This window comes from Paenibacillus phoenicis (assembly GCF_034718895.1).
Lineage (GTDB): Bacteria > Bacillota > Bacilli > Paenibacillales > Paenibacillaceae > Fontibacillus > Fontibacillus phoenicis.
Genome location: NZ_JAYERP010000001.1, coordinates 4,518,019 through 4,536,246 on the forward strand (window position 1 = coordinate 4,518,019; position 18,228 = coordinate 4,536,246).

Below are 18,228 nucleotides of genomic sequence, written 5' to 3' on the forward strand. Positions count from 1 at the left end.
TCACATATGGCCACCCCCTAGCCGAGGAAGTCCATTACACTGGGCGGCTTGTTTGTAAAGTGTGCAGGATGGAACGTTCATGTGGAGCGCTAAAGGGACTGGACAGCACGGTGAAACAAGGGTAAGAGACTAACTAATTTTATAGAAGTGCGCGGTTTGAGGTAGGGGGAACTTGTTTGCACGATGGGTGCGTTAGGAGGATAGCTCCAAAAGTCAATAAGTCTACTTCTAGCCGACGTCTTCGTAGAAGGATAGCGGTAAAAATTGGCCTTATTGCGAGCGCCAACGCTTGTTGAGGCGCTAATCTGGCCCGATAAGGCCCTAAATTACCGCTATTTGCGGCGAAGCACGTCCCCGGGAGTAAATAGCGGTAAAAATTGGCCTTATTGCGAGCACCAACGCTTGTTGAGGCGCTAATCTGGCCCGATAAGGCCCTAAATTACCGCTATTTGCGGCGAAGCACGTCCCCGGGAGTAAATAGCGGTAAAAATTGGCCTTATTGCGAACACCAACGCTTGTTGAGGCGCTAATCTGGCCCGATAAGGCCCTAAATTACCGCTATTTGCGGCGAAGCACGTCCCCGGGAGTAAATAGCGGTAAAAATTGGCCTTATTGCGAGCACCAACGCTTGTTGAGCCGCTAATCGGGTCTGATAAGGCCCTAAATTACCGCTATTTGCGGCACAGCCCCATCCGTGAACAAAATAGCGGTACTTTTTACCGCTATCCGGCCGCCACACCACAACAAAAGGAAGGCGCATCTCACGCGCCTTCCTTTTTTCCATTACATCATACGGTTCTCCACGGATTTCATGTGGTTCTGGGTATCGGGCTCGCGATGCTCTTCGTCCGAGACTTTGCCGAGGTCGGGGGTGGCTCCGCCGCCGGTGACGCTGTGGGCGAAATTCGTGAATTGCTGCTTATGCGCATCCTCGGCGTGTTTGGCGGCGAGAAGCTCCTCCGGGTCATTCGTCAATTTACGCTTTTGCTCTGCCATAGATGTATCCTCCTTCGTGAGTAATGAACGCAGCGTTATTTCTTCGCAGCCTCATACCGGCGGTTCACTTCGTCCCAGTTGATGATGTTCCAGAACGCGGCGATGTAATCCGGCCGTTTGTTTTGGTACTTCAAATAATACGCGTGCTCCCAAACGTCCAGGCCAAGAATCGGCGTTAAGCCTTCGAAGAGCGGGCTGTCCTGGTTCGGCGTACTGGTGACCGCGAGCTTGCCGTCCTTGCCGACGACCAGCCACGCCCAACCGCTGCCAAACCGGGTGGTCGCCGCTTTGGTAAATTCCTCTTTGAATTTATCGAAGCCGCCGAGGTCGCTGTCGATAGCAGCAGCTACAGCGCCGGTGGGCGCACCGCCGCCGCCGGGGCCGATGACCTTCCAGAACAAGCTGTGGTTGGCATGTCCACCGCCGTTGTTGCGTACGGCCGTGCGGATGCTCTCCGGAACGGCATCCAGGTTGGAGATCAGCTCCTCCACGCTTTTGCTCTGCAGTTCCGGCGCGCTTTCCAGCGCAGCGTTCAAGTTGGTGACATACGTGTTATGGTGCCGATCATGGTGGATGATCATCGTTTGCTCATCGATATAAGGTTCCAGTGCGTTTGCCGGGTAAGGCAAAGCAGGCAATTCATGTGCCATGGTCGTTCTTACCTCCCGTTAATAATAAGATCCCGCTTCGTCATCCGAGTGTTAAGGAAGTCATCAGCTCCCCGCCGTTAACACCCGCATAACAATCCTATTATTGGTAGTGCATAAAAATATATGCATAAATGTGAGTCATAACAGGGGCGTTTGTAAAAGTTCATAATTGTAACCGCTTAATTCAAAGCGCTTTCATAAGAAAATTGATGTATTTGGGAGATATCTATGGTTTAATGGACAAGGAAGCTGTTTTTTTCTCGTTTTTGTCTGGAATCAAATATTCGGTTGATGTAAATCAGGGGGTTATGTTTTACATCGGCCTATCTTGCGTGAAGAAAAGGGAGATCTTAGCATGCTTATTCGTTCCTTTCAGTTGAGTGATGTAAATCAAGTGATGGAGCTATTGCAGTTGGCCTTATCGGAGGATTGCTACGAAGACACCAAGTGCGCGTTTGCCAGACAACTTTCTTGGGATTCTGAGCTGATTATGGTTGCAGAAGTCGAGGAAGAGATCAAAGGGGTATTGATCGGGACGATCGATCAGAATACGGGATGCATTTACCGCATGGCCGTACACCCTGATTACCGCCGGCGCGGCGTCGGCCGCAACCTTGTGACCGCGATGGAACAACGGTTCCAGCAGCGGAATGTCCGTCGGATTATGGTCGCCGGAGATGAACACAATAAAGCGATCATGCCGCTCTACGAGGCGATGGGCTATGGGGCAGGCAAGTTTTTGGAAGCCTTCCAGAAGCTTGGTATCGCAGCCCGGACGCTGACGGGATCCAATTGATGAAACTTCCCAAGACAGAAATGGGAAATGTTGAAGCATATCTTCCATCCGTTGCAAATGGGTGAAGGATGTGCTTTTCTATTTATATAGATTGTTTAATTTTGATGAGGTGCAGGATGGAACCGGTCATGGATTCGGAGCAAAAGGCAGCGTCAGATCCCGAACGCTCTGCTAACGAGCTGCAAGCGGAAGCCACGCAACCGCGGTGGGCCGCAGAACTGTGGGAGATGCTGAAGACGATCGTTATCGCCTTTGTCATTATGCTGCTGTTAAACCTATTTGTTTTTAACTTATCAATGGTGAAGGGACAATCGATGCAGCCTACCCTGGAAGAGCAGGAGCGGCTGTTCGTGGATAGGCTGGTGTATCGGTTTCATCATCCGAAGCGCGGTGAGATCGTCGTGCTGAAGGATCCTAGTGTGGATGCCGACCGGAAGCCTTTTCTGGTGAAGCGAATCGTGGCGGTTCCCGGGGATACGGTTGAAGTGCGAGACGGCCAACTGTTCATTAACGGGCAGCCGTTGGACGAGCCATACACCGACTCGGTAATCGAGGACGGCGACATGCCGGAGCTGAAGCTGGAGGCCGGACATTATTTCGTGATGGGCGATAACCGCCACGCCGGACGAAGCAAAGACAGCCGTTATTTTGGCAGCGTGAAGGAGAAATGGATCGTTGGCCGCGCCGAATTCGTTTTTTGGCCGATTACGAAGATCCGTAGTTTATAAGCCGTTTGCTTGGGAGGATGAACAGTGAAGGAAGTGACGATTTATACGGACGGGGCTTGCTCCGGGAATCCCGGTCCAGGGGGATGGGGCGCGGTGCTGATGTTTAACGGGCATCGGAAGGACCTGTCCGGCGGCGAAAAAATGACCACCAACAACCGCATGGAAATCCAGGCGGTCATTTCGGCGCTTAGTCAATTAAAGGAGCCTTGTCAAGTTAAGGTATACAGCGACTCCGCTTACGTGGTCAACTGCTTTCAGCAGAACTGGATTCGCGGCTGGCTCAAGAACGGTTGGAAGAACAGCAAGAACCAGCCCGTCGAGAACCGCGATCTTTGGGAAGAGCTGTGGCGGCTCATGGGCATTCACAAGGTGGAGTACATCAAGGTCAAAGGACATAGCGACAACGAGCTGAACAATTATTGCGACCAGTTAGCACGGGAAGCGATTAAGCGTTTATCTTCGTAAAAAAATACAACAGACAACCATTATGGCAACATGAACAGGAAGGAGGGGGACACATGTCTATGGCGGAAACCGGCATGACGCGTTTACCGGAAGGAGACAATCGCTGGGCGCAGCTGAAGCGGGAGATTCAGGAAGCAGCTGCGGAGTTCGGGATCGACGATATCGGCTTTGCCAGCGCGGATCCGTTCTTGTCGCTGAAGGCGATTTTGCAGGACCGGCGCGATAAAGGCTATGAATCCGGCTTTGAGGAGCCGGATCTCGACAAGCGGGTGTACCCGGAATTGTCGCTTACGGAGCCGGCTTCATTGATATCCATCGCGGTAGCCTATCCGTCGAAGCTGGAGAATCCCCCGAAGTCAGCGCCCGGCGAGCGGCGGGGCATCTTGGCCCGCTCTGCTTGGGGGCGGGACTATCATCAGGTGCTTCGCGAAGCGATGGCGAAGCTGGAAGCCTTCATCCGCGAGCGCGTACCCGAAGCGCGGATCGAGAGTATGGTCGATACCGGGGCATTGGTAGACCGGGCGGTGGCGGACCGGGCAGGGATCGGCTTTAAGGGGAAAAACTGTGCGATCATCTCCCCCAAGTGGGGCTCGTGGATTTACCTCGGCGAGCTGATCACCAACGTGCCGTTTCCTCCGGATACGCCGGTGGAGGAGGATTGCGGTGAGTGCACCAAATGCATCGACGCGTGCCCGACGGGAGCGTTAGTTGGCCCCGGTGAGTTGAACGCGCAGCGGTGCATTTCTTTTTTGACGCAAACCAAAGGGTTTCTGGACGAAGAATTTATGGTGAAGATGGGCAACCGCCTCTATGGTTGCGATACCTGCCAGATTGTCTGCCCGAAAAACAAAGGCAAGTCCTGGAATCATCGGCCTGAGCTGGCTCCCGATCCCGAGACCGTTAAGCCTCTGCTGCTGCCATTGCTGGATTTAAGCAACCGTGAGTTCAAAGAACGTTTTGGCGACAGCGCCGCGGCCTGGCGGGGCAAAAAACCGATCCAACGCAATGCGGTCATCGCGCTTGGCAACTTCAAAGATTCGGCTTCCGTGCCGAAATTAATAGATATACTGCTTCATGACCCGCGGCCAGAGCTAAGGGGAACTGCAGCTTGGGCGCTTAGCCGAATCGGAGGCAAGGAGGCCGAGGAAGCAATCGACCGGGCGCTTGACGCCGAGCAGGAGGAAGAAGTGCGGGTTCGGCTTCGGGCGGCCAAGCAGAAGCTGCAGGCTTCCATCGGAGACTGATATCCAGCAAGGGGGATAACACAAAATATGCGTTTCATCAGTATCGAGGATATCGAACCGGGGCAATATTTAGGTAAAACGGTGTATTCCGCCAACGGCACCGTGTTGTTGTCGGCAGGGGTTCAGCTTACGGTTTTTATGATTAACACGCTTAAGCGGATCGGTGTGACAATGTTATACATTAAAGATCCGGAATTCGATGATATCGAAATTGAAGATGTGCTCAGCGAGGCGACCAAGCAGGCGATGTTCCGGGAAATGTCCGAAACGTTGCAGGCTATTCGCTCCGGCAAGGATTGGAGCGCGCGCAAAATCAACGCGAGCGTGGATTCCCTGCTGACTGACGTGTTGAACAACAAAGAGGTATTGCTGCAGCTCACCGACATTCGGACAGCGGACAATGCCGCTTATCTTCATGCGGTGAACGTCAGCTTGATCTCTTCGATGATTGGACTGAATTTGGGGCTCGGGTATTCCCAACTCAAGGATTTGGCGATTGGCGCGCTGCTGCACGATATCGGCAAATCAGTGGAACTGCCGGAAGGAGCCAATCCAAAAGACCCTAAAAACCACCATACCTGGAGGGGTTACGAGCTGCTCCGCCATAAACGCGAATTTAATCTGTTGATCGCCCATACGGCATTGCAACACCATGAGCGTCTGGACGGCAAAGGAATCCCGCGGGGAATTGCCGGGGACGAGATCCATCTGTTTCCGCGTATCGTCGCCGTCGCGAATATGTACGACAATTTGATCAGCGGCGCAAGCAAGGACGGGCGGGTCTTGCTGCCGCATGAGGCTTGCGAGCATTTGATGGCTTGCTCGGAACAGGAGCTGGACCACGAGGTGCTGGTGGAGTTTATGCGCATTATCTCCGTGTACCCGAACGGAACCTCAGTTCGTCTTGGGACGAAGGAAACCGGCGTGGTGGTCAGACAACACCGGGGATTACCGGGCCGGCCTGTTATTCGGATCGTGCGGGGCACCGGCGATGAGCTGGACGTGAATGAGGTTGATCTCGCGACTGAGACAACGTTGTTTATCGAGGCGGTTTTGGCGTGAATCCTTGAATCGCGTGAGGCTGGATGCTATGATATTTGGAGTGTGCAAGCCTTACAAGCGAAAGGCAGCACGATTATGATTCAGGGGTGGCTGAAACATGGATATCGTTATTCCAATTATTACTTTAATCGTCGGTCTGGTTGGCGGTTTTGTGATCGGGGTCTTTTACCTCCGCAGACAGTTAACGAAGATGCAAAACGACCCGCAAATGCTGCAGAAGATGGCGAAGCAAATGGGGTATAACCTGAACAGCAAGCAGATGCAGCGTGCGCAGCAGTTGATGAAGAATCAAGGCGGCCCATTGCCGGGGGCGGGACGAACGACGAAGAAGAGAAAATAAAGTAACGTTTCGCCATACTCTATGAAAGGAGGGGCGCTGAAGATGTCCGGATTGAAAGATTACGTCAATACACGGGTAGGCGATCATCGGGAGCAAATCGAATATCATGTTCGGGAAATCCTGAAATTGATCGGGGAAGACGTGAAACGCGAAGGGCTGCTCGAAACACCGGCCCGGGTGACGCGGATGTATGAAGAGATTTTTGCCGGGTATGAAGTCGATCCTCGGGATGTGCTGGGAGTTACCTTCGAGGAAAACCATGAAGAGCTTGTCATTGTGAAGGACATCGTCTATTACAGTCAATGCGAGCATCATATGGCGCCTTTCTTCGGCAAAGCCCATATCGGATATATTCCAAGCGGTCGAATCGCCGGGCTCAGCAAGCTGGCCCGTTTGGTAGAAGCGGTAACCCGACGCCTGCAGGTGCAGGAGCGGATTACCTCGCAAATTGCCGACATCATGGAAGAGGTGCTGCAGCCGAAAGGCGTGATGGTTGTCGTAGAGGGCGAGCACCTGTGCATGTGCTCTCGCGGCGTCAAGAAGCCAGGCAGCAAGACCGTGACCTCGGCCGTACGCGGAAGCTTCCGGAAGGATGCGGCTTCCCGGGCGGAGTTCCTTTCGCTCATCAAAGATTAGCCTTTATCAAAGACCTTTGGTTTCGAGTACAAGCCTCGTGAACCAAAGGTCTTTTTATAGTTCTTATTATTGGTACGGACACGTTGTACAGCAATTAAATAACACCATCATTATTCTGTTACTAGCTCTTATCCTCTTCAAAGTGAGCAAAAGAAAGTGAACCATAATAACAAAATGGCAGTCGTTTAAAACGGCTGCCATTTTAGTTTTTTCGCGGCTTCGTACCGTTTGGCGACGGCGGGCCAATAGACGACGTTCCACCAATCTTTGATGTAGTTGGCGCGTGCGTTTTGATGCTTCAGGTAATACGCATGCTCCCAGACGTCCAGCGGCAGCAGCGGAACGACGTCCCATTGCGACAGGTTCTGGTGCTTCTCCGCTGTGAGGATCTCCAGCCGGTGAGCGCGCGGGCTCCACACCAGGATGGCCCAGCCGCCGCCTTCGACTTTGGCAGCTGCTTCAGAGAACTGTTTATGGAACGCGTCGTAGCTGCCGAAATCGCGTTTGATCTGCTCCAGCAGCTCGCCTTGCGGTTTGCCGCCGCCCTTCGGATTCATAATGTCCCAGAAAATCGTATGCAGGTAATGTCCCGCACCGTTAAAGGCCAGCTCCCGCTCCCAATGCTTCACCAAATCAAAATTGCCGGATTTCCGCGCCTCCTGCAGCTTGAGTTCCGCTTTGTTCAAATCGTCAACATACGTCTTGTGATGCTTGTCGTGATGAATGCGCATCGTCTGTTCATCGATGTAAGGCTCCAGCGCGTTGTATGGATAAGGCAGCGGAGGGAGCGTATGTCCGCCGATCGGGACGGAGTGTTCCGGTACGCGCGCCGTAATCGCTTCCGCGTTGTTGTCAGCGGCTGGTTCTTGGCGGAGGCTGAGCTCATCCTGTTCCTGCACATGCACCTGCACGACTTCTGCTGCAAGGGTGGCCTCGGACACGTCCGCCGCTCCTGGCACGTCTTGCTCCTCGGGCGTGTTTGCTGCTTCGGAGGCGTCCGCTCTGTTTTGCTCGGCGGAGGTGGTTGCGTCCGTTTCGGCCGTCAAGTCCAGTTGCTCGGACGTGGTGAAGGCTGTTAACTCCTGCGGCTCTTCTTCGTTGGCCGAGTCGAAAGACGCTTGTTCGCGGTATATTGGCTGCCCAGCAGCCGCGTGGTAAGGATCGGGATACGGCGGCGCTCCGGCCATGCTGCCGGCGATTTCTCCCGGCCGATTCAGCCGCTCAAGCACCTCAAGGAAATACGCCGATTCCCGGATGATGTGCAGCAGCACCACGGGAGCCAGCGGCACCGACTTCACGGCCGCGCTATGCTTCAGCATGTACTCCAGATGGCGGATAAATTCCTGCGACTGCTGACACGAGGCTCGCAGAAGCCGTTCCGTCTGGCGGATGATCTCTGGACTCGAGGCGGCGTGAGGTGTGGCCAAGGCGTATTGCAGCAGCTTGTCAGCTGCGGCCTCCGTCCCTTCAAAGATCGGCTTCCATTCCTCCAGCAGCCGAACGTAATCGGCCTCCAGGCGGGGAACAATCGCCTGAATGACTTCCGTGTGCTCCGCTTCTTGTTGCTTCCAGAAACGGATTTCCTCCAATATGCGCACAGGCAAAAAAGGCCCGTATACAAACAACATTCGGCCTACCTCCTCAGGGATAAGAAGTACATTACTACCAGCTTATTGGTGAGGAGGGTTGGCTTATGCTATTCGGATGCGGACCCGGTTTGAATATTCGTTTTTTGGGAGGCGAGCTTGATCTGGCCCAGGAACAACGACACTTTACGCAGATATTCCTTCGGATGCTCGCGGAAAATCAACTCATGATGCGCGCCGTCTACGATCCATACGCTAGAAATAGGGTTCGTTTGGTTGGCCGCCAGTTTCTCAGCGATGGGGTAAGGCGCTTTCTCATCCTCGGTGCCGTGGATGAACAGGATCGGGAAGGGATAATCTTCCGATTTGACCTGGGTATACGGAATTTGCCGCAGGCTGGTACCGTTTAACACCGGAAGCAGCATACCGATAATCTCCAGCGACGGATGGCGCGGCAGGTCGATGTGCTGGCGGATGTTGTGGTACATCGTATCCGGCTCCAGCAGGAACGTGCTGTCGAGAATCATGCCGTCGATGTCCGGGCTTTTTAAACCGGCTTGCAGTGCAGTGCCGGCCCCCATGGAGAAGCCCCAGACGATGATCTCTTGGCTGCCCAGTTGTTTGGCAACCTGGATCGCTCCGAGCAGCTGCTGGGCTTCTTTTTTGCCGCCGGTGGCGACCTCCTTGCTGTTCTCCGCAGCAAAGCCGTAATCAAACATCAGGACATTAAAATTCAGACGATGGGCAAAATTGGCCAGATCATACATCGGAATCCAGTACTCCTCGCGGTTGGCCCCATACCCATGGCTAAATACGATCGTTTTGACGGAATCTTCCGCCGGAATATACCATCCTTGCATCATTCGGCTCCCGTCAGCCGCGGGGAAGGTGATGTTCTGGTAATCCAAATTAATAGACAGCTTCGGATTGGAATAAAGCGGCGCCACCTTGGGGTTGGAGAGCACCCAGGCGATATAGCCGTGCAGCGAGATAAAGCAGAAGATCAGGAAGAACAGCACGGATAATAAGAGGGCAATGATAATGTTTTTGATGCTGATGTGCCGGGCTGTTGCCGCGGGAACATCGCCGGAAACGTACGCCGAAGGAGGCAAGGGAAGATCATTTCGACCGGTGTGGCTCATACGCTTCCCTCCCATTACTAGATTATATGATTGAAATTTGGACTGTTTACAATTGAAGAAAACGCTTTTAATGGAGGGGGATCGAAGAAAATGTCGAAATAACACGATTCCCCTGAATTTAATCGTAAGTCGATCCCTGTTGAATGTCAATGGAAGGTGTTTCATTGACGGAATTTCGCTTCTTTCATATAATTTATGTAACCGAGTTTCATATAGTGAAACCTAAGGAGGATGCCGGATGGAAGACCGGAAGCTGACGGTGCGCGCGGTTGAGCGGGCTTTGGATATATTGGGATGTTTCACAAAAGCAAGCGATCTGGGGCTGACGGAGATCGCCGCCGAAATCGGCCTGCATAAAAGCACGGTCCATCGCTTGTTGACCACGCTGGAGGAGCGGGGCTTTGTGATCCGTGATCCTGCTACGGAGAAGTACCGTCTCGGCCTGAAGATCTGGGAGCTGTCGACCCATATGTCCCACAGCGACGATCCCGCTGTGCTGCTGCTGCCGCAGATGGAGCGGCTGCGCGACCGGCTCGGCGAGACGGTCAGCCTTTATTTACGTGACGGCATTGAGCGGATACGGATTCAGGCGGTGCAGAGCAACCAGGCCATCCGCCGGGTCGCGCCGGTCGGGGCGCGGCTGCCGCTGTACGTGGGCGCGTCCAGCAAGGTGCTCGTCGCCTACTCGGGCGAAGAGGTGCTCCAGGCGGTGCTGGACAGCCCGGACTGGCCGCCGACGATCGATAAGGCGGCCTATGTGGCGCAGCTGGAGGATATCCGCAAGGCGGGATATGCCACCAGCTACGAGGAGCGGGAGCCGGGGGCGTCCGCCGTCTCCGCGCCGATATTTGACCGGACAGGGAAGCTTGCAGCCGCCCTGTCCGTGTCGGGGCCGGTCAGCCGCTTGACGCTGCAGCGGCTGGAGGAATACGGGCCGATCCTGGTGGAGGCGGCCCGGGAGATGGGCATGCTGATGTAGGCGCGCCTGGCGGCAGCCGCGATCATCATGCCTTGCATGGCCAAAACGCCTGCGCGAGGGGGAACCCTGTGCAGGCGCTTTTTGCGTTGTTATTGGAATCACGATAACTCCGAAATGGCTTCAATAGGGCTTGAAAAAAATGTGCTTTATTTTATTAAAAATGCAACATTGCTCCTTTTTTTAATTCTTTATGCAACGCCAGTGCCACAACAGGCGAAGCTTCCAGCAATAAGGCCACTTTTTACCGCTATATACTCACGGAGATTAAGCTTCGCTGCGAATAGCGGTAATATATGGCCTTATTGGGCTCGATAAACGCCACAACAGGCGAAGCTTCCAGCAATAAGGCCACTTTTTACCGCTATATACTCACGGAGATTAAGCTTCGCCGCAAATAGCGGTAATCTTTGGCCTTATTGGGCTCGATGAACGCCCCGGCAGGCGTAGCAGCCCGCGATAAGGCCACTTTTTACCGCTATATATTCACGGAGATAAGCTTCGCTGCGAATAGCGGTAATATATGGCCTTATTAGGCCCAATATACGCCACAACAGGCGAAGCAGCCAGCAATAAGGCCACTTTTTACCGCTATATACTCACGGGGATGAAGCTTCGCCGCAAATAGCGGTAATCTTTGGCCTTATTGGGCTCGATGAACGCCCCGGCAGGCGTAGCAGCCCGCGATAAGGCCACTTTTTACCGCTATAAGAGCACAAGGACGAAGCTTCGCCGCAAATAGCGGTAATCTTTGGCCTTATTGGGCTCGAAAAACGCCACAACAGGCGAAGCAGCCCGCGATAAGGCCACTTTTTACCGCTATATATTCACGGAGATAAGCTTCGCTGCGAATAGCGGTAATATATGGCCTTATTAGGCCCAATATACGCCATAATAAGTGCAACGCGGCTTACTTGATCCCCTGAACCCAAGCTGCAATATCGTCGATGATCTCCTTGGAGACGTTGGACGGTTGGGCGTACTCGGCGCCGATCGAGAGGCCATCCACTTTGGCCAGCAGGTGGTTGACCTGCGGATACGATTTAAACGCGACGTCTTTGCGGTTTTGCAGCGCGGTTTTCCAGCCTTCAAATTGCTTCATCGTCACTTGCCAATCGTTCTCGCCTTGCAGGATCAGCATCGGAACGGATTGCTGCTTGGCGAACTCGGCCGGCACGTAGTTTTTCTGCTCAAACCACCAGTACGCCGGTTGGGTCGGGAATTGCTCCGGCATATGGTCAACCGTATACTGCGGGTCGTTGACCATCGCGGCGATCGACGTATACATCGCAGCTTGCTGCTCGTAAGGCGCCGGGTCCAGGCCGAGCTCCTTCACACGGCTGACGAGCTCCGCTTGCTGCTCAACCAACACATCGGCGAATTTGCCGCTTGGTCCGGACAGCAAGATTGTCCCGGCGATGTCGCCGCTGGTATCGCCTGCGATGATCAACGGCATCGCATAACCGCCTTGGCTATGGCCGACGACAAAGATGCGGGAGGCATCGATCTCCGGTGTCTGTTTCAATAACGCGACCGCCTTCAGGGCATCGTCGACCGTCTCTTTTTTCAGCGTAAACTTCGAATCGGCGGCCACTTTAAAGGTATGCTCGTACGTGACTTTGTCGTACCGCAGAACGGCGATGCCTTGCGCAGCCAGGCCCACCGCCAGGTCACGGAACGGCTTGGCGCTGCCGATCGCCTCGTCCCGATCGTTGGTTCCGGAGCCGTGCACCAGCACAACGGCAGGGAACGGGCCGTTGCCCACAGGCAGCGTTAAGGTGCCCGGCAAGGCCATGGCGCCTTCCCCAACGGTGACTTCCCGCTCAGTATAAGCGGCGGCATCTTCGTAGGCAGGCTTTTGGTAGGCCGAGCTGGCAGCGGCAGCGATATACATATCGTCGATCTCACCGGCGGCATTCAGCCGCAGCGTTAAGTTCACAGGAACTGCGGCCGTTTGAAAGGCGTACGTTACGTTGCGGTGGACGGTATTGGACGTTTCACTCTTGGATGGAGTGCCAACCACTTTGCCGAACACCGCTTCATAATTGGCCCATAGCTGGTTCAGCAGGGAAGCCGGAAGGTAAGAAGATGCAGAGGCGCTGACGTATTTCGCCGCTTCGGCGCCGTTACCGGCAAGCAGCGCTTTCAGGAACAAGTCGGCGGAGTCCGCAGCTTCCGCATCCGTCTGCGCCGATTCATTTTCCCCAAACACCTCAACCAGCCATTTGGCATCGACCAGCGCCCGGCCGTTCGTTATACGTACAGGCTCCCCTAAAATAGTACGTTTCCCGTCCACCAACGCTTCCGACGAATCGAGGGTCAGCTCCAGCTTATGTCCGTCCTTGGTGATGAGGATGCTGCGGCTTTCCGGCAGCCAATCTACTTGCGCGCCAAAGTCTTCGGCCGCTTTCCGTACAGGGATGAGCGCAGTGGCGCTTTGCTGAGATGCCAGAGCGGATGCTGGCGGAAGTGCCAGACTAAGGGTGAGTGCAACAGCGGCGGCATGCTTGAATAGTTGGGATCGTTGGGTCATTTCATTTTCCTCCTTAAATATCAAATGAGCTTCATCTATTTAGTAAGCCAGGCAGACCAGGCGATGACGACCAGAATGCCCAGCAGGGTGAGCCATGATATCGGATTTGCGAAGTTCATCGTCCAGCCGATCCCGGTTCTTTTCTCCACAAAAAGAGTTGGGTCCTGCGGATTAAAGTAAATCGCTCCCAGCTTCCAGTAACGGTCATCGTAAACCGGCGCGGCGCTTGCATTGCCGGGGACACGCCCGCGTCCGATTCGGCTGCCGCCTTGGCCTGTCGTAAAGGTCAGCACCATGGCAAATAATACAATAAATACAGGGACGGCCAGGCTAACCATCGTGATCACGCTGATATCCATGGGACGAATCATGTTAACTTGAATGAACGAAAACATCAGGATCAACGCCAAGGATGAGGCTACTGTGAAGACGGACCATCTCCGGCGGAACGCGGCGTTTTGACGGAGCGAGCGCTCTGGATCGGAGGTCCGGAGCTGTTGTTTGCTGTGATGGATCGACCAATTCACAAACCAGAACAGCAACGTTAAGATGATCTGCATCACGTTAGGAAACAACACGATGCGATAAGATTTAGCGGCACTGCTGACCACTTGACCCGAAAAATCGAACTTCATTGCGACCGTATCAGGGATAGACGCGTATTGGCTCAGGGTCAGGGCTGCACTTACGACAATGATGACGGCGTGGATCAGAAACCACTTGCCGGATAATGCCAGCCTTTGCCGGCGAAACCCGGTGTCCACCGCAATCAAGGCCGGAGAGTCCGGAGCGGCGGGCAGGGACGGGCGGAGTTTTTTCATCCGGAAGTAAAACGCTAGATGGAGTCCCGTGGAGATCACGAGGACCACTCCGAGATAAATGGCAAACAGGATACCCTGCTCATTGCCATTCTTGTTCCACAGGCTCACGAAGCAGGCAATCAGCAGGAGTGAATAGATGGTTCCGCTGATGGAGGCATACAGCCTGCGCAGCCGCCGCACCGGTTCGCTCCAGTATTGCTCCTCGCTAACGGATACGCCGAAGCTTACCGTCTCCCGAGTTAAATAAGGCATCAAGGCTAAGGACGCCAGCAAGGGCAAAAACATCAACAATAAGAGAAATGTAGATAGTAGCTGCATTTCGGTTTACTCCTTTCGAGAAATCTCTTGGTGGATTTGCTCTACAATCCGAAGCAGTTCTTCCTTCTCCATCCCGCGGCAGATGGCTTCGGCCACGATCGGACGCAGCTCGCGCCGCTGTTTCTCGCGAAATTCCGGCGTAATCGGCGGCATGGCCACCGGATCGACGACAACGCCTTTTTGGCGGTGGACTTGGATGTAACCTTCCTGCTTCAGAATCGTATAGGCTTTGTTCACCGTATGCAGGTTAACGCCGATATCGGAAGCCAAGCTGCGTACGGAGGGCAAGGGTTCGCCCAGTTGAAGCCGTCCGCTGGCAATCCCTTCGATAATTTGATTAACCAGTTGTGTATAAATCGGGACCTCCGATTGTAAATCCAACTGAATGATCACGGACAGGCATCTCCTTTTTGTTCTAACTGTTATACATTAACTATAACAGATAGTTTGTGTGGTGTAAAGTGCTGCAGGAGCGATTGATTGACGGGTACCTGAAATCATGATTAGATGATCCTGACCATGAATGGGGGAGTTATAGGTGTCGGATCAGACGGAGGGGCGTTTGACCGGATACTTCAGCTGGTATTCAGCGGGTGGGGTGGAGGCGAACATCAATGCCATGGTGCATCCGCAGCAGCGCCGCCAAGGTATTTTCCGAACTTTGCTGGAGGCGGCGGCAACGGACATGCGCGAGCAGGGGATTCAAGCCTGCCGATTTAAAGTTCCGGCGGATTCGGATGCCGGTCAACATACCATGGAGCATCTTGGCGCCCAGTTTGACAAATCGCAGTACGCAATGGAGTTTCTCGCTTTACCGAGCGATGAGATCAGGAACCCGAACCTCGCGCTTCGCCGGAAACGCTGAAGGATTTCGGATTTATGGTGCGCTGCTCCACACAAGCGTTTGGCGATTCGGAGGAGTGGACGCTGCGTTATTTCGGTAATACCCGGGAGATTACTACACATGTAAGCTAAAAGCATGGCCATAAGATGAAAAAAACGAGTTCCCTTCACACACCGTGAAGAGAACTCGTTTTTGATTTGAAGCGTTGATTTACGCGTTTGCTGCGATCATTTGACGCAATACGGTTTGCAGGATGCCGCCGTTGTGATAGTAATCCACATCGACCATGCTGTCGAGGCGGGCAATCACCGTGAACTGGAACGTGCTTCCATCCTGGCGGGTTGCCGTTACGGTTAATTCTTGACCCGGCTTCACGTCGTTGCTCAGGCCTTCGATATCAAACGTTTCGGTGCCGTCGATGCCTAGCGTTTTCCAGCTTAAGCCTTCCTTAAATTGCAGCGGCAGTACACCCATGCCGACCAGGTTACTGCGGTGGATCCGTTCGAAGCTCTCCGCGATAACCGCTTTGACACCCAGCAGGTACGTGCCTTTCGCTGCCCAGTCACGGGAGCTTCCGGTACCGTATTCTTTGCCGGCAATGACAACGAGGTTTTGGCCTTCAGCTTGATATTTCATCGAAGCGTCGTAGATCGACATCACTTCGTCCGTCGGCAGGTATTTCGTTACGCCGCCTTCCGTACCTGGCGCCACTTGGTTGCGGATGCGGATGTTGGCGAACGTGCCGCGCATCATGACCTCGTGGTTACCGCGGCGGGACCCGTAGGAGTTGAAGTCTTTGCGTTCAACTCCATGCTCTGTCAAATATTTGCCCGCCGGACTGCTTGGCGAAATGTTGCCCGCCGGAGAGATATGGTCGGTCGTTACCGAATCGCCGAGCAAGGCCAGCACACGTGCACCGCGGATGTCTGCAATGTCGGACAAGCCTTCGCCAATCTTCTCAAAGAACGGCGGATTTTGGATATAGGTCGATTTCTCATCCCACTCGTACAGCTCGCCTTGCGGAACCGGGATGGAATTCCAGCGTTCGTTTTGCGTGAAGACATTCTCGTATTTGCTGCGGAACATCTCCGGACTCATCGATTGGCCGATCACTTCCTTAATTTCTTGGGAAGAAGGCCAGATGTCCTTCAGGTAAACCGGCTTGTTGTCGCGGTCGTAGCCGATCGGATCGTTTTGCAGGTCGATATTCACCGTACCCGCGAGCGCGTAAGCAACGACCAGCGGCGGAGAAGCCAGATAGTTCGCTTTCACCTGTGCATGGACGCGGCCTTCAAAGTTCCGGTTCCCCGAAAGTACCGCCGCAACCGTCAGATCGTTATCGGCGATCGCTGCGCTGACTTCGTCCGGCAATGGACCGGAGTTCCCGATACAGGTTGCGCACCCGTAACCGGCAACGTGGAAGCCAAGTGCTTCGAGCGGCTCGATTAAGCCGGCTTTTTGCAGATACTCCGTTACCACGAGGGAGCCTGGGGTCAAGCTGCTCTTCACGTAACCCGGCTTGGTCAGACCGCGTTCAACGGCTTTCTTCGCCAGCAGGCCAGCGCCGACCATAACGCTTGGGTTGGAGGTGTTGGTACAGCTCGTAATCGCCGCGATAACGACGGCGCCAGTTTTCAGTTCGCTGGTTGAACCGTCCGGATGCTTCACCGGTACGGACTGCTCGATCTTCTCTTCGGTCAGGCCGTAACCGCCTTTCTCAACCGGCGTGCGGATGATGGAGTTGAAGCTCTCTTTCATCGCAGTAAGCTCGATGCGGTCCTGCGGACGCTTTGGTCCGGCCAAGCTTGGTACGACGGAGCCAAGATCCAGCTCGATCAGATCGGTAAATACCGGATCCGGCGTATCGTCCGTGCGGAACATGCCTTGCGCTTTGTAATAGGCTTCAACCAGCGCGATTTGCTCTTCGGAGCGGCCGGTGCTGCGCAGATAAGCGAGCGTTTCCTTATCTACCGGGAAGTAACCGATCGTTGCACCGTATTCCGGGGCCATGTTTGCCACGGTCGCGCGATCGGCAAGGCTGATGTTGGTCAGGCCTGGGCCATAGAATTCCACGAATTTGCCGACAACGCCTTTCTTCCGCAGCATTTGCGTAACGGTCAGCGCCAAGTCGGTGGCCGTAGCGCCCTCAGCCAGGCTGCCGGTGAGCTTAAACCCGATAACTTCCGGAGCGACAAAATAGAGCGGCTGCCCCAGCATGCCCGCTTCGGCCTCGATCCCGCCAACGCCCCAGCCAACGACGCCAAGACCGTTGATCATCGTCGTATGGGAGTCGGTGCCTACGAGCGAATCTGGGTAAACGAACGTTTCGCCGTTTACGGTCTTCGTAGCGGCCACAGATGCCAGATACTCCAGGTTGACCTGGTGAACAATCCCGGTAGCCGGAGGTACGGCGCGGAAGTTGTTGAAGGCGGTTTGCGCCCAGCGCAGGAAGCGATAACGTTCTTCGTTGCGCTCAAACTCAACCTTCATGTTGTACTCAAGCGCATCTGGGGAACCAAACGCGTCGACCATGACGGAGTGGTCGATGACGAGGTCAACCGGCACGAGCGGGTTGATTTGTTTCGGATCCCCACCGGCTTTCTTCACGGTGTCGCGCATCGCGGCGAGGTCGACGACGACCGGTACACCGGTGAAATCCTGCAATACGATACGAGCGGGGATAAAAGGAATCTCTTTATTCTCATCGCGGCCCTCGCTCCAACCGGCGATTTGCTTCACATGTTCTTGGGTGATCGCTCTTCCGTCATATTGGCGGACAGCGGCTTCAAGCAATACTTTAATGGAGAACGGAAGTCTGGAAATCTTCCCCAGACCTTGCTGCTCAAGAGCTTGCAGGTCATAGTAGCGGTAGCTCTTGCCGCCGACCTCCAGCGTACGGGCAGCGGAGAAAAAATCGTTCGCTGACATGAATGAACCTCCTTGATTGTAGTTTCACTAGATGAAACATTATTTCAAAAATTCCTGATTTAAGTATACCTTTCCTACCGTGGGGAGTAAAGTACTTTTTGTACCTGATTTAGGCTCGTTTGGGCTGTATCGGTGCGGTTGAATGGGCTTTCAAGCCTAGGCC

Annotated in this window: 17 protein-coding genes; 9 read left to right on the forward strand and 8 right to left on the reverse strand. The window is 54.3% G+C overall.

Going from position 1 to position 18,228, the window contains the following annotated elements; all coding sequences use genetic code 11:
* Positions 1-783: 783 nt before the first annotated feature.
* Positions 784-996, reverse strand: a complete 213-nt coding sequence (locus tag U9M73_RS21110; RefSeq protein ID WP_260071316.1) for a hypothetical protein — start codon at positions 994-996, stop codon at positions 784-786.
* A gap of 35 nt (positions 997-1,031) precedes the next feature.
* The gene (locus U9M73_RS21115; RefSeq protein ID WP_260071317.1) at positions 1,032-1,646 is read right to left on the reverse strand and encodes a superoxide dismutase; all 615 of its coding nucleotides are present in this window, start codon (positions 1,644-1,646) and stop codon (positions 1,032-1,034) included.
* Positions 1,647-2,001: 355 nt separating this feature from the next.
* Here U9M73_RS21115 and U9M73_RS21120 point away from each other — a divergent pair, with 355 nt between their 5' ends.
* From U9M73_RS21120 to folE, 7 genes are all read left to right on the forward strand, one after another.
* Positions 2,002-2,442, forward strand: a complete 441-nt coding sequence (locus U9M73_RS21120; protein WP_009227068.1) for a GNAT family N-acetyltransferase — start codon at positions 2,002-2,004, stop codon at positions 2,440-2,442.
* A gap of 116 nt (positions 2,443-2,558) precedes the next feature.
* Positions 2,559-3,170 (forward strand): signal peptidase I, encoded by a 612-nt coding sequence (gene lepB, locus U9M73_RS21125; RefSeq protein WP_397376628.1) that lies wholly within the window; start codon positions 2,559-2,561, stop codon positions 3,168-3,170.
* 24 nt (positions 3,171-3,194) lie between these two features.
* Positions 3,195-3,635 carry a ribonuclease HI gene (gene rnhA / locus U9M73_RS21130; RefSeq protein ID WP_009227070.1) on the forward strand — a complete coding sequence of 147 codons (441 nt, stop codon included), beginning with the start codon at positions 3,195-3,197 and terminating at the stop codon, positions 3,633-3,635.
* Positions 3,636-3,688: 53 nt separating this feature from the next.
* Positions 3,689-4,879, forward strand: coding sequence for a tRNA epoxyqueuosine(34) reductase QueG (queG, locus tag U9M73_RS21135; RefSeq protein ID WP_323078995.1), 1,191 nt, complete (start codon positions 3,689-3,691; stop codon positions 4,877-4,879).
* Between the two features lie 27 nt (positions 4,880-4,906).
* On the forward strand, positions 4,907-5,941 hold the full coding sequence (locus tag U9M73_RS21140; protein WP_009227072.1) for an HD-GYP domain-containing protein: 1,035 nt from the start codon (positions 4,907-4,909) through the stop codon (positions 5,939-5,941).
* Positions 5,942-6,038: 97 nt separating this feature from the next.
* The gene (locus U9M73_RS21145; protein ID WP_009227073.1) at positions 6,039-6,281 is read left to right on the forward strand and encodes a YneF family protein; all 243 of its coding nucleotides are present in this window, start codon (positions 6,039-6,041) and stop codon (positions 6,279-6,281) included.
* A 42-nt stretch (positions 6,282-6,323) separates the two neighbouring features.
* Complete coding sequence (gene folE / locus U9M73_RS21150; RefSeq protein ID WP_009227074.1) at positions 6,324-6,917, forward strand: GTP cyclohydrolase I FolE; 594 nt, start codon at positions 6,324-6,326, stop codon at positions 6,915-6,917.
* 185 nt (positions 6,918-7,102) lie between these two features.
* Here the strand turns inward: folE and U9M73_RS21155 are convergent, their stop codons facing one another.
* Both U9M73_RS21155 and U9M73_RS21160 read right to left on the reverse strand, forming a co-directional pair.
* Positions 7,103-8,545, reverse strand: a complete 1,443-nt coding sequence (locus U9M73_RS21155) for a Fe-Mn family superoxide dismutase (protein ID WP_323078997.1) — start codon at positions 8,543-8,545, stop codon at positions 7,103-7,105.
* Between the two features lie 68 nt (positions 8,546-8,613).
* A complete protein-coding gene (locus U9M73_RS21160; RefSeq protein WP_009227076.1) occupies positions 8,614-9,645 on the reverse strand; it encodes an alpha/beta hydrolase in 1,032 nt (343 codons plus the stop codon).
* 238 nt (positions 9,646-9,883) lie between these two features.
* On the opposite strand from U9M73_RS21160, the gene U9M73_RS21165 reads away from it, so the two are divergent.
* Positions 9,884-10,624 carry an IclR family transcriptional regulator gene (locus U9M73_RS21165; protein WP_009227077.1) on the forward strand — a complete coding sequence of 247 codons (741 nt, stop codon included), beginning with the start codon at positions 9,884-9,886 and terminating at the stop codon, positions 10,622-10,624.
* Positions 10,625-11,531: 907 nt separating this feature from the next.
* Here the strand turns inward: U9M73_RS21165 and U9M73_RS21170 are convergent.
* The 3 genes from U9M73_RS21170 to U9M73_RS21180 are packed head-to-tail and all read right to left on the reverse strand — an operon-like array spanning position 11,532 to position 14,686.
* A complete protein-coding gene (locus tag U9M73_RS21170) occupies positions 11,532-13,154 on the reverse strand; it encodes an alpha/beta hydrolase family protein (protein WP_323078999.1) in 1,623 nt (540 codons plus the stop codon).
* A gap of 35 nt (positions 13,155-13,189) precedes the next feature.
* Complete coding sequence (locus U9M73_RS21175; RefSeq protein WP_009226931.1) at positions 13,190-14,293, reverse strand: DUF1648 domain-containing protein; 1,104 nt, start codon at positions 14,291-14,293, stop codon at positions 13,190-13,192.
* Positions 14,294-14,299: 6 nt separating this feature from the next.
* Positions 14,300-14,686 (reverse strand): GntR family transcriptional regulator, encoded by a 387-nt coding sequence (locus tag U9M73_RS21180; protein WP_036646601.1) that lies wholly within the window; start codon positions 14,684-14,686, stop codon positions 14,300-14,302.
* 145 nt (positions 14,687-14,831) lie between these two features.
* On the opposite strand from U9M73_RS21180, the gene U9M73_RS21185 reads away from it, so the two are divergent.
* On the forward strand, positions 14,832-15,158 hold the full coding sequence (locus U9M73_RS21185) for a GNAT family N-acetyltransferase (protein WP_323079000.1): 327 nt from the start codon (positions 14,832-14,834) through the stop codon (positions 15,156-15,158).
* Positions 15,159-15,347: 189 nt separating this feature from the next.
* Here U9M73_RS21185 and acnA read toward each other — a convergent pair whose 3' ends face one another.
* The gene (acnA, locus tag U9M73_RS21190) at positions 15,348-18,065 is read right to left on the reverse strand and encodes an aconitate hydratase AcnA (protein ID WP_009226934.1); all 2,718 of its coding nucleotides are present in this window, start codon (positions 18,063-18,065) and stop codon (positions 15,348-15,350) included.
* Between the last annotated feature and the right edge of the window lie 163 nt (positions 18,066-18,228).